This is a genomic window from Streptococcus sp. ALY_211 (assembly GCF_058314555.1).
Map to the genome: position 1 here is coordinate 329,631 of NZ_JBZFUN010000001.1, position 14,325 is coordinate 343,955.

At 40.9% G+C, this 14,325-nt stretch carries 15 protein-coding genes; 14 read left to right on the plus strand and 1 reads right to left on the minus strand.

All coding sequences use genetic code 11. The features are described from left to right. The first annotated feature begins 36 nt into the window (after nucleotides 1-36). The 6 genes from AC4HAJ_RS01570 (at nucleotide 37) to AC4HAJ_RS01595 (ending at nucleotide 5,761) form a co-directional block, all read left to right on the plus strand. Nucleotides 37-663, plus strand: coding sequence for a nitroreductase family protein (locus AC4HAJ_RS01570; RefSeq protein ID WP_491078394.1), 627 nt, complete (start codon nucleotides 37-39; stop codon nucleotides 661-663). Nucleotides 664-682: 19 nt separating this feature from the next. Further along, nucleotides 683-1,723: an LLM class flavin-dependent oxidoreductase gene (locus tag AC4HAJ_RS01575; RefSeq protein ID WP_491078395.1), complete on the plus strand. Its 1,041-nt coding sequence runs from the start codon at nucleotides 683-685 to the stop codon at nucleotides 1,721-1,723. 76 nt (nucleotides 1,724-1,799) lie between these two features. Further along, entirely contained in the window at nucleotides 1,800-2,264 is a 465-nt protein-coding gene (locus AC4HAJ_RS01580; protein ID WP_491078396.1) for a GNAT family N-acetyltransferase, read from the plus strand. A gap of 122 nt (nucleotides 2,265-2,386) precedes the next feature. Next, nucleotides 2,387-2,908, plus strand: a complete 522-nt coding sequence (locus AC4HAJ_RS01585) for a DUF2798 domain-containing protein (protein WP_491078397.1) — start codon at nucleotides 2,387-2,389, stop codon at nucleotides 2,906-2,908. Between the two features lie 181 nt (nucleotides 2,909-3,089). After that, complete coding sequence (locus AC4HAJ_RS01590; RefSeq protein ID WP_491078398.1) at nucleotides 3,090-4,427, plus strand: hypothetical protein; 1,338 nt, start codon at nucleotides 3,090-3,092, stop codon at nucleotides 4,425-4,427. Nucleotides 4,428-4,681: 254 nt separating this feature from the next. After that, nucleotides 4,682-5,761 (plus strand): GHKL domain-containing protein, encoded by a 1,080-nt coding sequence (locus AC4HAJ_RS01595; RefSeq protein ID WP_491078399.1) that lies wholly within the window; start codon nucleotides 4,682-4,684, stop codon nucleotides 5,759-5,761. Nucleotides 5,762-5,778: 17 nt separating this feature from the next. Here the strand turns inward: AC4HAJ_RS01595 and AC4HAJ_RS01600 are convergent, their stop codons facing one another. Then, nucleotides 5,779-6,420 carry a Pr6Pr family membrane protein gene (locus tag AC4HAJ_RS01600; protein WP_491078400.1) on the minus strand — a complete coding sequence of 214 codons (642 nt, stop codon included), beginning with the start codon at nucleotides 6,418-6,420 and terminating at the stop codon, nucleotides 5,779-5,781. 202 nt (nucleotides 6,421-6,622) lie between these two features. Between AC4HAJ_RS01600 and AC4HAJ_RS01605 the strand changes: the two genes are divergently transcribed. The 8 genes from AC4HAJ_RS01605 to trpB all read left to right on the plus strand — a co-directional run bounded on the left by AC4HAJ_RS01605 (nucleotide 6,623) and on the right by trpB (nucleotide 14,316). Continuing rightward, entirely contained in the window at nucleotides 6,623-7,765 is a 1,143-nt protein-coding gene (locus AC4HAJ_RS01605; protein WP_491078401.1) for an Mbeg1-like protein, read from the plus strand. Between the two features lie 70 nt (nucleotides 7,766-7,835). Next, nucleotides 7,836-8,234, plus strand: a complete 399-nt coding sequence (locus AC4HAJ_RS01610; RefSeq protein ID WP_491078402.1) for a MerR family transcriptional regulator — start codon at nucleotides 7,836-7,838, stop codon at nucleotides 8,232-8,234. Nucleotides 8,235-8,837: 603 nt separating this feature from the next. Further along, a complete protein-coding gene (trpE, locus tag AC4HAJ_RS01615) occupies nucleotides 8,838-10,190 on the plus strand; it encodes an anthranilate synthase component I (RefSeq protein WP_491078403.1) in 1,353 nt (450 codons plus the stop codon). Then, nucleotides 10,190-10,768 (plus strand): anthranilate synthase component II, encoded by a 579-nt coding sequence (locus AC4HAJ_RS01620; protein ID WP_491078404.1) that lies wholly within the window; start codon nucleotides 10,190-10,192, stop codon nucleotides 10,766-10,768. Before trpE ends, AC4HAJ_RS01620 begins: the two co-directional genes overlap by 1 nt. Nucleotides 10,769-10,789: 21 nt before the next feature. Beyond that, complete coding sequence (gene trpD, locus AC4HAJ_RS01625; RefSeq protein ID WP_491078485.1) at nucleotides 10,790-11,785, plus strand: anthranilate phosphoribosyltransferase; 996 nt, start codon at nucleotides 10,790-10,792, stop codon at nucleotides 11,783-11,785. Continuing rightward, nucleotides 11,782-12,549, plus strand: a complete 768-nt coding sequence (trpC, locus tag AC4HAJ_RS01630; RefSeq protein WP_491078405.1) for an indole-3-glycerol phosphate synthase TrpC — start codon at nucleotides 11,782-11,784, stop codon at nucleotides 12,547-12,549. The genes trpD and trpC overlap by 4 nt, the downstream gene beginning before the upstream one ends. After that, complete coding sequence (locus tag AC4HAJ_RS01635; RefSeq protein WP_491078406.1) at nucleotides 12,536-13,120, plus strand: phosphoribosylanthranilate isomerase; 585 nt, start codon at nucleotides 12,536-12,538, stop codon at nucleotides 13,118-13,120. The genes trpC and AC4HAJ_RS01635 overlap by 14 nt, the downstream gene beginning before the upstream one ends. Beyond that, nucleotides 13,117-14,316 (plus strand): tryptophan synthase subunit beta, encoded by a 1,200-nt coding sequence (gene trpB, locus AC4HAJ_RS01640; RefSeq protein ID WP_491078407.1) that lies wholly within the window; start codon nucleotides 13,117-13,119, stop codon nucleotides 14,314-14,316. Before AC4HAJ_RS01635 ends, trpB begins: the two co-directional genes overlap by 4 nt. Nucleotides 14,317-14,325: the final 9 nt, after the last annotated feature.

Below are 14,325 nucleotides of genomic sequence, written 5' to 3' on the forward strand. Positions count from 1 at the left end.
GATAGCCATAGTATTATTTTAGTAAGGAATCAGAAAATGTCTAATCAAAATTTTGAAGAGATTGTTTTTAACCGTCGTTCTATTCGTCAGTTTGATCCATCTGTTAAGATCAGTCAAGAAGAGATGCTTGAAATGATTGATCAGGCTGTAACAGCACCATCTGCTGTCAACATGCAACCTTGGCGCTTTATGGTCGTTGCTTCTCAGGAGGCAAAAGCTACTTTATCAGAGCTTTTGTATGGGAATCAGTTGCAAAATGATACATCGGCAGCTATGGTTTTAGTGTTTGGTGATAGGCAATGTCATAGCTATGCTGAGGACATTTATGATCAAGCTGTAGCTGAGGGTAAGATGCCTAGGGAGGTCCGTGATCGCCAACTTGCTACTATTGTTCCTATGTATGAAAACAAGACAGATCAAGAAATGGAAAGTACCGTAAAAATTGATGCTAGCTTAGCAGCCATGCAGTTTATGCTAGTAGCACGTGCACATGGTTACGATACTAATCCGATTGCAGGTTTCGATGCGGCTCATCTAGCTCAGGCTTTTGGTTGGGATCCAGATCGCTATGTTCCCGTGATGATTGTGGCTGTAGGTAAAGCAGCAGAAGCAGGTCATAATTCTGTTAGATTGTCTGCTGAACAGGTCACCGTATTTAAATAGTAGGTGAGAGGGCCTTTTTATGAAGATTTCTGTTTTAAACCTTGTTCCTTTACGGCAGGGACAAAATTATCGTGAAGCTATGGCTGATATGGTAACCATGGCTAAAAAGATTGAGGCATTGGGCTATGAGCGCCTCTGGATTGCCGAGCATCACAATATGAAGAGCGTGGGATCAAGTGCAACTGTCTTACTTATGCAGGAAGCTTTGTCAAAAACTACCAGTATTCGTGTCGGCTCTGGGGGGATCATGCTTCCTAATCACAGTCCTTATATTGTAGCTGAGCAATTTGGGACATTGGAGACCCTTTATCCGGGACGTGTTGATCTTGGTCTGGGACGAGCACCTGGGACTGATATGCAGACAGCGCGTGTCTTGCGGCGTTCTGATGATTTAAATCCGCATTTTTCAGAGGATTTAGAGGAGTTACAGGGCTATTTTAAGGATACCAATCCTGTATCGGCATATCCAGCTGCAGGTATTCAAGTGCCTTTTTATGTTCTTGGTTCAAGTACTGATAGTGCTTATTTAGCAGCTGAGAAGGGACTTCCTTATGCCTTTGCCTCGCATTTTGCTCCGGCTATGATGGAAGAGGCAGTAACCATTTATCGTCGTTATTTTAAGCCATCTGATGTTTTGGATGAACCTTACGTTATCATTGGTGCTAATGCTGTTTTAGCAGATAGTGATGATGAAGCACGGCAGTTAGCAACGACACAGTTGCAGTCCTTTTTATCTATTGTAACAGGACAGCCCAGTGGTTTGATGCCTCCTCTTGCTAATGAGGATGATGTTTGGAAAGACTATGTTCGAGCTTATAAGGTTCCCCACTTTGGACCAGTTGCTTTTGAACGTGAAGATGTCATTCATCGAGAAAAGATGATTGTTAAGCAGATGTCAAGAATTTCATTGGTAGGTCATACGGATACCGTTAAGCAGCAAATCCAGTCTCTTCAGTCGGCTGTTAATCCAGATGAGATCATTGTTAATAGCTATATTTATGATCAAGCAGCCCAGCTTCATTCTTTTGAACTCTTGAAATCAGTTATTGATGGTTTGTAATAGTATATGTTTCTCCCTTATGGACATCGAAGTAGTAGGGGAGTTGATGATGAGTTTTAACGACAAAGGAGATGTTATGTCAGTTAGACCAGCGATTATTGAGGATATAGCAGATCTTGAAGAACTGCTAAAGCAAGTGCTTAGGGTCCATCATGACGTTAGGCCAGATATTTTCTTAGCACAAGGGCAAAAATTTAGCTCCCAAGCACTTAGAAAGATGATTGAGGATGGTCAACCTATTTTTGTCTATACAGATAGTTCAGGACAAGTCTTAGCCCATCTTTTTTTGAGTATTGAAGAAGTCAGTAAATCACCTTTGGTGCCGAGAAAAACGCTTTTTATAGATGATTTGTGTGTCGCAAAAGAAGCTAGAGGACAAGGAATTGGTCACACCCTCTTACAATTTGCTAGAGACTATGCAAAAACGCAAGGCTGCTACAATCTTACGCTGCATGCTTGGAATGATAACCAGGAGGCTCTAAAATTTTATCAGAAGGAAGGGTTTAGAGCACAGGTAACAACGATGGAAGAAATTCTGTAAATTATAAAGAGTAGCCCTTACATAACTTTTTTAATTATGCTATCCTTGATATATAGCTAAAAAATCAAGGATAGCTAAGTGAGGCTTAGTAAGCCCTTGAAATATAACTAAATGGAGTTGTTATGCCTCGTAATTTTAAAGAAGCACTGATCTTTACCTGTTTGATGTGTGGATTCATGGTCTGTGGTATGAGTCTGTGGAACTTGATGGTTCTACATGTATCAGGAGTAGAGCCCTTTAAGTGGTCTCACTTTTTCCTCGGATTACTACCAGGATTTGCGGTAGCCTTTATCCTAGATATGGCTTTGGTTGGTCCGATTGCTAAGGGACTTGCGACTAAAATTCTTCATCATCTCAAAGCTCACGATAAGCGTTGGGCAAAGATTTTAGCTATTTCAGGGACTATGTGCCTATTTATGGTCAGTTTGATGTCTATCTACGGCTTGTTGGTTAATGGGCGTCCGCTGACAGCAGTGAACTATGGCCAAGCCTGGTTGACCAATATTGTCTGTGCCTTGCCGCTTAATTTTTTGGTAGCAGGTCCTATCTCTCGCTTCATTCTGAGTCATTTCCAAAAACCTTTACCAGGTGAAGATGTCATTGAAGATTTTGACAATGATGATGAGATTCCTACAATTATCTAAGTGTCTTGAAAAAACTCTAGTGAGTCAGAGCTGTCGTTGATTATCAGCTTTACTTGCTAGTTTTTTTAGTATTCGGGCTATTTGTAGTCTAAATTTAATCTGGTTGACTACTGCAAGCGGTTTAAGTATGGTAAAATGGTGGAATCAATAGAACTTTAGACTAGAAAGGGTAATGTTGGCCGTGTCTGATTTTGTAGCTGAGTTTCCTCAGTTTCTGATGATAAAGTTTATCGTAGTATCATCACTTTGGTCCTTATTTACTCATATCACGGGGATTAGACCTAAATTCTACCAAGGATTTCTTTTAGTAGGTGTTCATTTATTATTATCATTGTTGCTGACACCATTTGCCTTTATTGGTGGAGTTGGATCAGAAATGACGCTTGCTGGACTCTATTATCTTTTGCTCTTGTTTGTATTCGATCGTAAGAGTCCTTTTTTGGAGAAGCTATTTTTTGCCTTTTATCCTCCAGTCTTGTACGCTATTTTGTTTAACTTTATTGCACGGATGCTTTTTCCTTATCTGTTTGACATTAAGTTTGAAATTTTTAGGACCAACTTTGTCTGGTGCATGTCAATGTTGATCGTATTAAACTTGAGTGAGCGATTTTTACGGGAATTTTTTCAGGTTAATTACCTGGCCCTCAAGGAAAATATCTGGCTAGATAATAGGACTCGTCTTAATTTTTATTATTGCTTGACTGCAGTCATGGCTTATTTTGTCACTCAGCATCTCTTGAGCTTGGCGGAGGCTTTTCAGGTAGATCGCGTTCTATTTTTTCCTTTTTATCTTGCTTATAATGTGATTACTTTGCTTTATCTTGGGATTTTGTTTCAAATTTTGATCACGACGGATTATTACTCTCGTGAATATTTGAAAATGCTAAGGGAGCAAGAGCAGAAGCACTATCTGGAAAATCTAGAAAATTATAGCCATCAGCTGGAAGAACTCTATCGTTCTGTTCGAGCTTTTAGGCATGATTACAGCAATATCTTATTGAGTCTACGGACCAGTATCAATAGTGGGGATATTGGACAGGTGCGTCAAATTTTTGATGAAGTGTTTCGAAATAGTATTGTTGGTTTAGAGACCAAGGATTATCAAACCAAGTTGATCAATGTTACTGTTCCTGAATTGAAATCATTCCTTTATCTTAAGCTGAGTGAATATGATAATCAGAAGCGAAAATTTATCCTGGAGATTTCTGATTTGATTTTGGATTATGGGGTGACTAGTACAGTAGGCCTGATGGTTCTCTCGGAGATGTTTGATCGGCTTAAGGCTGTGGTAGATCGAGACCCTGATGCAGTCCTGGTCTTAAAGATTTCGGATGATGGTGAGTGTCAACTGATTAGTCTGGGCATTACTCCTTTTAAGTCACAGGACTTATCAGATTTGGATGAACTATCTTTGGAATCACGGAAAATGTTGAATCACTATCATGAGTTAGAATTTTATCAAGGGATGCATGGCCAGACCTTTGTGCAAGAAATACAAATTAGGAGAAAATCTGATTGATGGATTATTTGCCTTGTTTTTTATTCGCATGGACGATTTTCTGGGTAGGATGGTATGTTTTTACCTCAATTAGTAAGCTTACTCTGCCTTGGAAAAAGTTATTACCAGTATCGATACTTTCTTCAGCTATCATTTATTTATCTTTTGAGAGTGGGACGATTGCTGACTCTTTGCATCTACTCTTAATTGCCTTTTATTTCTTTAGGCATGAATCTAAGTGGAATTTGCTCTTCTATGCTTTTTATACCACAGTTATGGTGGAATGCTTACTTTGCCTCTCGTATGTGATCGTTTTTGGACTGAATACGGATGCTAATACTATTGTGATCAGTGCCCATCCTTATTATGAGCTTTTATTTGCGAATATGTTTGCCATCTTTGAATATTGGGCGATCAAAACGATCTTCAATCTGAATTTTAGGACGATGACAGATAGTAGCAATGCAAGTGTTAAGAAGTTTATTCGTCATGTGACGGTTTTCTTGATTATTGCTTATTATTTTATTGTGATGGTTTATCTGTTTCACTTTTTAGATCTTCATGTTTTTCCCTGGTTGGATAAGAATCGGATCAAGGTCATTTTAGGAAGTGTTTTCGGTGTAGCTATGTATCTATTTGGTTACAGCCGCTGGGTACGCCGCAATATGAATAAGGAAATCGAAAATGACCGTCTCATGCATATTAAAAATTTGGAGACCTATAATCGTCGTGTTGAGTCCCTCTACGATGAGCTGGGTGATTTTAAGCGTAACTATCAGAGCATTTTTGAGCAGTTAGCCAAAAGTATTGCCAATCGGGATATAAAGTCGACACAGCAGATTTATAATGATTTTCTGGGAGAGATCGATGATAAAACGCTGTCTAGTCGTGGAGATATTGGTAAGCTGTCTTCTATCCATATCTCTCCCATTAAGAGTATGATTTCGTCAAAAATTGTAGTCGCTCAAGATGCTGGTCTAGAAGTATCGATTGAGGCACCAGATGAGATTGAATCCATTTCCATGAATGTAATTGATCTTGTGACCTTGATTGGAATTCTATGCGATAATGCTATAGAAGGGGCTGTAGAATCTGAGGAAAAAACATTGGGGGTTGCTCTTTTCACAGTTGGAAATCAGCATTTCTTTGTGGTAGAAAATTCTACCAAGGAAGAGCAAATTCCTATCAGCATGATATTTGAGGAAGGCTATTCTTCAAAAGGGCCTAATAGAGGTATTGGTCTATCGAATGTTGAACGTATTATTTCTAAGTATGATAATGTTAGCCTGTCTACTGTTTCAGAGGATTATCTCTTTCGTCAAACCCTATCTATTACTGAGCCGAAATCAAATTAAAAGAGCCTCAGGCTCTTTTAATTTGAAGTGGCTTGAAGTGATTTTGCTCCTATGACTGTTTTTATGAGCATGAGTAGGTATCCTGCTAAGATATAAAAGGTAGCTAAGATAAGGGCAAAAGTAAGTACATATGCCCATCCCTTATGCTGAACATCTAGAAAGAAATAAGGAAAGGGGCTACTATCAGCTCCTGGTACTTGGAGTTTAAAGATTAGGCCATTGATAATCGAGAAAAAGGCGTAAAAAATTGGTAGAATTGCCCATTTAAAGGGATCAGTTAGGCGGTAGCTGCTTCTCTTATCAAGGATCAATGTATCTAGAATCATAGCTAGAGGTGCGATATAGTGGACCAAGAAATTCTTAAGATTCCAATAGTCGTGATGGCTTACCAATGGGGCCAGGAGAAAATGATAGACTAAAAATGTTAAGGCGATAGCAAGAGTAATACCTGCCTTGTAGCGTAAGAGAAGAGGGTGATGGTTGATACTTTCCCTACGAGATTCATAGTAGACAAAATAGAAAAAACTCATGAAGACTAGGATATTGGAAAGGACAGTGTAATAGAGGAGCATACCAGGACCACTTTCATAGAGCTGAAGACTCACTCCGGTTAGACCGACTAATCCCATGAGTAAGCGGTAAAATTGTGTTTTTGACATATTTTTCCTTTTCTAGAGTATTATTATGACTTCCATCATATCATAAAGCCTGTATAGATGACTTGCCTTGTGATTATAAGATGATAAATCATATGCTTGCTGATCCTTGGCTTAAGGCTTTCTCTTTGCTGGAGACGAGAAGCAGACAGGATTTTTTCAAGTAGATGTGCTATATTAGTACATCATAGGGGGAGAAGAGCAGATGGGAACGATTCTTGATTTTGTTAGCATATTTGGTGAGAGATCTTTTGAGGATCATCCCTTATCCCTTGTAGATATGGCGGTGATCAATGAGCTGAGTTACTTGCCCTTAGGAGAGATAGAAGAAGCAAAAGAGCAAAGAGATGGGTATTTAGTCAAAGACGCATTGGTGTCTTTGCAGGCACAAGATAAACTATCCTATACTTACACTAGAAATAAAAGTCGTGTTAGCTTGCTTGAAGCTGTTGCCCAGTCTTTTCGCTATCGGAGCTTGAGATTTTCTCAATATGTCAGTGTGATCGATACTGTTTATGAGAAACAATTTGCTGCTGTTCTTTTTACTCTTCCTGAGCTAAACTATCGTCAGGTGTGCTTTCGGGGAACAGATGAGAGTTTTATTGGTTGGAAAGAAGACTTCAAAATGACTTATATGAGCGAAATTCCAGCTCAAAGGCAGGCAGAGTCTTATTTAAGGGAGATTCTGAATTTGTATCCTGAAGATTCCTTTATCCTGTCTGGCCACTCCAAGGGTGGTAATCTGGCTCTTTTTGCGGCAGCTCAGCTAGATCCTGCTCTTCAGAAACGTTTGCCTTATCTCTTGCTGTTGGATGCACCGGGACTTCATGACCGTCTTTTGACGAGTCCTGGTTATGATCGTATCCGTCATAAGATTTGTGCGCTGCGTCCCAAGGATTCTGTTGTAGGGAGTATGTTAGGAAATGATGTGGCTGGCATTTTTTTGGAGAGTAGAGGGTTAGGTATCTCACAGCATAATGTTATGTCTTGGGATGTTGAGGAAGGTAATTTTGTCTTGGCTGCTGGTGGTCAGAGTGAATGGAGTCATGCTCTTGAAGTCACTTTCAGCCAGTGGACACAGAGTCTCGGTAAGCAAGAGCTCAAGATTTATTTTGATACTGTTTTTGATTTATTTTTAGAAAATGATCTAGAGACTATCGATGATTTTCAGGCAAATTTTTTTAAAAATGTGGCAACCATTCTTAATAGCTTAGGAGAACTTTCAGAAGATAAGCGCCGTATCTTGACTCAATCCACTATCAAATTGATTAATATTTTCCTAAAATCTCGTGCTGATCAATTTGACTTACCCAAATTGCCTGATTTTGATAGTTGGCGCATGTTTTAACGGCTAAAGATCAACATTAGGTTGTGTGTTATAATATTGGCATTACTAAAGATGTAAAATAGGAGTAAGCATGAATATCAAGAAGGTGAGTGAATTGACCGGTATGAGTGCCGATACTATTCGCTATTATGAAAAAATAGGGATACTGCCTCATATCAAGCGCAACCGAGCTGGCGTTCGAGAGTTTAGTGAGCATGATATTGAGATTATTCACTTTATACTTTATTTTAAAAAAGCAGGATTTAGTGTTGATGCTCTCATTGAGTATGTCAGTCTGCTTCAAGCGGGGGATCATACTATTGAGGAGCGCTTAGCTCTTTTGATTGATCAAAGAAGGGCACTTCAAAAGCGGATAGATGACCTTCACGAAGCCATGGAGCATCTTAACTATAAGATTGATCATTATGAAAATACAATATTGCCAAGAGAATATGAGCTTTTTGAGAGAGAAAAAAATATAAAAGATTAGGCTAGTTTACTTAATGATAAAGACAGGGTGTTATGTCTGAAGTAAAAAAATATTTTCAATAGATTTAAAAAAAGTATTGACAGGTCATAAAAGAAGTCGTAGAATATTGGCATATCAGAAAAGTACCTTTTGAAAGTTTTCAGGGAGTCTGTGGTGATTGTGAACAGATAGCGGACATGGGGGAAATTGGGCTGATAGTTCGTATGGAAATAAGCAATAGTTTTCAGGTTGGCACCCCTTACCGTGCAGCTCCTTGTTAGAGGAGTTAGAGATAGCAGAAATGCTTTGATAGTATTTTATCTGCTAAATGAGGTGGCACCGCGTTATCTTAGATATCGTCCTCACATCCTTTTGGGATGTGAGGTTTTTTATTTCCAGAAAATCGAAATGATATGGGTGTGCACCCCTTATCGTGCAGCTCCTTGTTAGAGGAGTTAGAGATGGCAGAAATGTTTTGATAGTATTTTATCTGCTAAATGAGGTGGCACCGCGTTATCTTAGATATCGCCCTCACATTCCTTAGGGAGTGTGGGGGCTTTTTGTTTACTAAATGGCAGATTGATCTGTGTCTGATAGTTATAGAGATATAGGAGGAGAAATGATATGAGAAGGATTTTACCGGCTGATACCCTCACACCAATTTTGGCTTATATGAGGGTTCATGGGGAGCACAAGGTGATCTTGGAGTCTATCCCACGTGAAAAGGAGACAGCCCGCTTTTCCATTGTTGCTTATAATCCTGTCTATGAGATTACTTATGATAAGGGTAAGCTGCTTAATAATGGCCGTATTATCGAGCAGGATCCATTGGATTATTTGGATGGTCTGACGGTAAAAGGCCATGCTAATGACCTTCCTTTTGCTGGCGGCGCTATTGGGTTTGTGGGTTATGACATGGTCAGTCTTTACGAAAATATTGGATCTATTCCTGAGGATACCATTGGGACGCCAGATATGCATTTCTTTGTCTATGAATCTTATATGATTTTTGATCATAAGACAGAGAAGGTTCACATTGTGGAGGATAATTGCTACAGCTATAGAAGCATGGAAGATCAAAGTCAGGCCATGCAGGCGGTCCTGACGGATTTACAGACGCCAAGGAGTGATGAGCTCGCTGCACTTGATATTGAGCCTTTGCATTTTACTAATCATATTCAAAAGGAGCAATTTGAGAGGATGGCTCAAGCCGCTCGTGATCTCATTCGTCAAGGTGATATGTTCCAATGTGTGCTTAGTCAGCGTTTCTCGGCAGACGTTAATGGTGATCCCTTTGATTATTACCGCAACTTGCGCGTGACCAATCCTTCCAATTATCTTTATTATTTTGATTTTGGTTCCTACCAAGTCATTGGTGCTAGTCCTGAAAGTCTGGTGTCGGTTAAGGACGGGACTGTGACGACGAATCCTATTGCTGGAACTCGACCACGTGGTCACAAGGAACAAGAAGATATTGCCTTGGCTAAGGAATTGGCTACAGATAGCAAAGAAATGTCAGAGCACCGTATGTTAGTTGACTTGGGGCGAAATGATATTGGTAAGATTGCACGTGTCGGCAGTGTCTGCATTACTAAACTAATGGAAGTAGAATATTTTCGCTATGTTATGCATCTGACTAGTGTCGTCAAGGGTGAACTATTGCCAGGACTGACAGCTATAGATGCTCTCAAATCAACCTTACCAGCTGGTACAGTATCAGGAGCCCCGAAAATTCGTGCTATGACCCGCATTTACGAACTGGAAAGTGAAAAACGAGGGATTTATTCAGGAGCTATCGGTTATTTGTCTGCTTCGGGGAATATGGATTTTGCGATTGCGATTCGCACCATGATTCTAAAAAATCATAAGGCCTATGTCCAAGCTGGGGCAGGCATTGTTTATGATAGTATACCGGAAAATGAATTTTATGAGACGATTAATAAGGCTAAAGCGATGACTAGAATTGGAGATTACTAATGATTTTATTAATGGATAATTATGACTCGTTTACCTATAACTTGGCTCAATACCTAGGAGCATTTGATCAAGTGGAGGTGGTCAGAAACGATGCAGCTGATATAGAAACAAGGGTAATAGCTGCAGATGGTGTGGTCTTTTCACCGGGTCCAGGATGGCCAGCAGATGCAGGGCAGATGGAGAGAATCATTGCTAAGTATGCTAATTGCAAACCCATGTTAGGCATTTGTCTTGGTCATCAAGCCATAGCAGAAGTTTTTGGCGGGAGGCTTCGGTTAGCACAAGAGGTTATGCATGGTAAGCAAAGTCAAATGAATCTTCAAGCTCAAAGCCCAATCTTTCAGGGAATGGAAGCAGAGATGCCTATCATGCGCTATCATTCGATTGTGGTCGATCAGCTGCCAGACGATTTCCTAGCTCTTGCTAGGACAAGCGATGATGGGGAGCTTATGGCTATGCAGCATCGCAGCCTCCCTATTTATGGCCTGCAATATCATCCAGAAAGCATCGGAACGCCGGACGGTCTAAAGATGATTGAAAATTTTGTCACTATTGTAAATAATCAAAAGAAAGGATAAGCTATGTCAAAACTTACAGAAATGTACCTCAACCTCAGTCACCATAAGGATCTCTCACAAATGGTAGTCAGGGACTTATTTACAGATATTCTTCAGGGAAGACTCACTGAAAGTCAGATCGCAGCCTTTCTGATGGGGCTCAGTGTCAAAGGAGAGACCAGTGATGAGATTACTGGGATTGTTCAAGCGCTCAAGGCACATGCTCTTGTCCTGCCTGAATCTTTTACTGATGCCATGTGCAACTGTGGTACTGGCGGAGATCGGTCTTATAGCTTTAATATTTCAACGACAGTGGCTTTTGTCCTAGCCGCTGGTGGGATCCGACTTGCTAAGGCAGGTAACCGCTCTATTTCATCATGCTCTGGGTCGGCAGATGTCCTTGAAGCTCTAGGTATTAATATAGCAGCTAGTCCTGAGACTTTAGCTAGAGCGCTGGATCAGGTAGGGATAGCCTTTATTTTTGCTCAGAGTGTCCATCCAGCCATGCGCTTTATTGGTCCGGCTAGGCAAGCGCTTGGTATTCCAACGGTTATGAATATCGTAGGCCCTTTGGCTAATCCTCTTGATCTAGAGACTCAGATGATGGGGATTTATCGGGTTGAGCTTCAAGAGATCGCTGTAGAAGTTATGCAGAAGTTGGGCCGTAGCAGAGCTTTAGCTATTACAGGTCCCGATCAGATGGATGAGGCTGCTCTTTATGGGACTAATACTTATACTCTTTTAGATAAGGGCACGATCAGTAGAGGGCAGTTTACCTATAAGGACTTAGGTATGCCAAAGGTTGAACTATCGGATATTCGTGGAGGAGATGCTCAGGAAAATGCTCAAATTCTTCTCAGTGTGCTTAAGGGTGAGCCAAGTCCTTATTTAGAAACCACTGTTCTTAATGCTGGTCTTGGCTTTTATGCAAATGGGAAGACTGATAGTATCGCATCTGGTATTGCCCTTGCTCGGCAAGTGATTGCAGAGGGCAAGGCGCTGGAAAAACTTAGTCAACTTCAGGAGGTTCAACAATGAGTCAAACCTTTCTTCCAAAAATTCTAGAACAAAAAGCTCGTGAAGTTGCTCAGATGACAGTCGAAGAAGTAGGCACGCTTCGTTCAACTTATTCCTTGTATGAATTTTTAAAGAAGCATAGTAAGCGGGTTCAAATTATTTCTGAGGTAAAGAAAGCTAGCCCGAGTTTAGGGGATATTAACTTAGCTGTTAATATTGTTGATCAGGCTAAAATCTATGAAAATGCTGGGGCAGCTATGATCTCAGTATTGACAGATCCTTCTTTCTTTAAAGGAGATATAGCTGATTTATGTGAGATCTCTAGGAGCGTAACTATTCCGACCCTAGCCAAAGACTTCATCATTGATGAAAAGCAAATTATCCGCAGTCGTAATGCAGGAGCGACGGTCATTCTTTTAATTGTAGCAGCGCTTAGCAAGGAACGCTTGAGCCAACTTTATCACTATGCCAGGTCTCTTGGTCTTGAAGTTTTAGTAGAAACTCACAATGAAACGGAGTTAGCCCTTGCGCATGAGCTTGGTGCTCAGCTTATCGGTGTCAATAATCGTGATCTAGTAACATTCGATGTCACCATTGAGACGACTAAGCATATGGCTAGAGACTTTAAAACCGATCCTGTTTATATCTCTGAGTCAGGTTTCTTTACGCCTCAAGATGTAGCTCAGGTTGCCCCCTTTGTCCATGCTGTTTTGGTGGGAACCGCATTGATGACATCAGGGGATGTTGCAAGAACGTTGAGGGAGTTGCAAATTGACAAAGGTTAAAATCTGTGGCTTGTCCACTCCAGAGTCTGTTGCTTGCGCTGTCCATGCCGGAGCAGACTATATCGGCTTTGTTTTTGCCAAGAGTAAACGTCAGGTTACTTTGGATCAGGCCCATCAACTGGCAAAAGAAATCCCTCCCACTATCAAGAAAGTCGGTGTTTTTGTTAGTCCTAGCCTAGAGGAGTTGCAATCTGCTATCAGTCAAGTGCCGCTAGATCTAGTTCAAATTCACGGCGTCTTTGATCCAAGTTTTGCTGAGGCTATTACTTGTCCGATTATTAGAGCTATAGCTATCGAGAAGGGACAAAATCCTCAATATCAGTTGGGAGCTGACTACCTGCTTTTTGACGCTCCAGTTGCTGGATCTGGTCAGAGATTTGATTGGCAGTCTTTGGACATAGCTCATTTAAAACAGCCATTCTTTATAGCAGGAGGACTGAATATCGACAATGTTGCAAGTGCTATCCGGTATTTTCATCCTTATGCTGTTGATGTATCAACCGGTGTAGAAACGGATGGCCAGAAAGATTTAGATAAGATAAAACGATTTATAGAAAGTGTGAAACAATGACTTATCAAGGACCAGATACTAAGGGATTCTTTGGATCTTATGGAGGACAATTCGTCCCAGAAACGCTTATGACTGCTATTATTGAGCTTGAAGCAGCTTATCGGGAGGCTCAAAAAGATCCTTCTTTTCAAGCGGAGCTCGATTCCCTTTTGAAGGATTATGTTGGTCGGGAGACTCCGCTTTATTACGCTGAGCGCTTGAGTCAGCATATTGGTGGTGCTAAAATCTATCTCAAACGTGAAGATCTCAACCATACAGGAGCTCATAAAATTAATAATGCTCTTGGACAAATTCTTCTTGCTAAGCGTATGGGTAAAAGCAAGATCATTGCAGAGACGGGAGCTGGTCAACATGGTGTTGCAACAGCTACAGCTGCAGCTCTTTTCAATATGGAATGTACGATTTATATGGGAGAAGAAGATGTCAAGCGTCAATCTCTGAATGTTTTTCGTATGGAATTACTGGGGGCTAAGGTCCATGCTGTCAAGGATGGTTCACGAGTACTGAAAGATGCAGTAAATGCAGCGCTGCGTGCTTGGGTTGCTCAAATTGAGGATACTCACTATGTTATGGGATCTGCTCTTGGTCCGGCTCCCTTCCCAGAAATCGTCCGTGATTTTCAGTCAGTCATCGGCCGTGAAGCTAAGCAACAATTTGCAGCTATTTCTAATGGTCAACTGCCAGATGCTGTTATGGCCTGTATCGGAGGAGGATCTAATGCCATTGGTCTCTTTTACCCCTTTGTTGATGATGAATCAGTTGCCATGTATGGTGCAGAAGCAGCAGGACTGGGTCTGAATACAGAGCACCATGCAGCTACTTTTGCCAAGGGGCGTCCAGGCATTCTTCACGGTGCTCTTATAGATGTCCTTCAAGATGCGCATGGTCAGATTATGGAGGCTTTCTCTATTTCAGCAGGTCTTGACTATCCTGGTATTGGGCCAGAACACTCCCACTTTAAAGAACTGGGCCGTGCTAGCTACCATGCTATCACAGATCAAGAAGCCTTAGAAGCTTTCCAGCTCCTCTCTCGTTTGGAGGGAATCATACCTGCTCTTGAGTCGAGCCATGCTATTGCCTTGGTTCAAAAGATCGCTAAAGAAATGTCACCTGATCAATCCATCATTGTTTGTCTATCAGGGCGTGGGGACAAGGATGTTGTTCAAGTTAAAGAGCGCTTAGAAAAAGAAAATTAAAGGAGGTAA

Bases quoted from the DNA above. Each gene is read 5' to 3' on its own strand.
- AC4HAJ_RS01575 (WP_491078395.1), top strand. From the start codon at position 683: ATGAAGATTTCTGTTTTAAACCTTGTTCCTTTACGGCAGGGACAAAAT.
- AC4HAJ_RS01620 (WP_491078404.1), top strand. From the start codon at position 10,190: ATGATTTTATTAATGGATAATTATGACTCGTTTACCTATAACTTGGCT.
- AC4HAJ_RS01605 (WP_491078401.1), top strand. From the start codon at position 6,623: ATGGGAACGATTCTTGATTTTGTTAGCATATTTGGTGAGAGATCTTTT.
- AC4HAJ_RS01610 (WP_491078402.1), top strand. From the start codon at position 7,836: ATGAATATCAAGAAGGTGAGTGAATTGACCGGTATGAGTGCCGATACT.
- trpE (WP_491078403.1), top strand. From the start codon at position 8,838: ATGAGAAGGATTTTACCGGCTGATACCCTCACACCAATTTTGGCTTAT.
- AC4HAJ_RS01570 (WP_491078394.1), top strand. From the start codon at position 37: ATGTCTAATCAAAATTTTGAAGAGATTGTTTTTAACCGTCGTTCTATT.
- trpB (WP_491078407.1), top strand. From the start codon at position 13,117: ATGACTTATCAAGGACCAGATACTAAGGGATTCTTTGGATCTTATGGA.
- AC4HAJ_RS01580 (WP_491078396.1), top strand. From the start codon at position 1,800: ATGTCAGTTAGACCAGCGATTATTGAGGATATAGCAGATCTTGAAGAA.
- AC4HAJ_RS01600 (WP_491078400.1), bottom strand. From the start codon at position 6,420: ATGTCAAAAACACAATTTTACCGCTTACTCATGGGATTAGTCGGTCTA.
- AC4HAJ_RS01595 (WP_491078399.1), top strand. From the start codon at position 4,682: ATGGTGGAATGCTTACTTTGCCTCTCGTATGTGATCGTTTTTGGACTG.
- trpD (WP_491078485.1), top strand. From the start codon at position 10,790: ATGTACCTCAACCTCAGTCACCATAAGGATCTCTCACAAATGGTAGTC.
- trpC (WP_491078405.1), top strand. From the start codon at position 11,782: ATGAGTCAAACCTTTCTTCCAAAAATTCTAGAACAAAAAGCTCGTGAA.
- AC4HAJ_RS01585 (WP_491078397.1), top strand. From the start codon at position 2,387: ATGCCTCGTAATTTTAAAGAAGCACTGATCTTTACCTGTTTGATGTGT.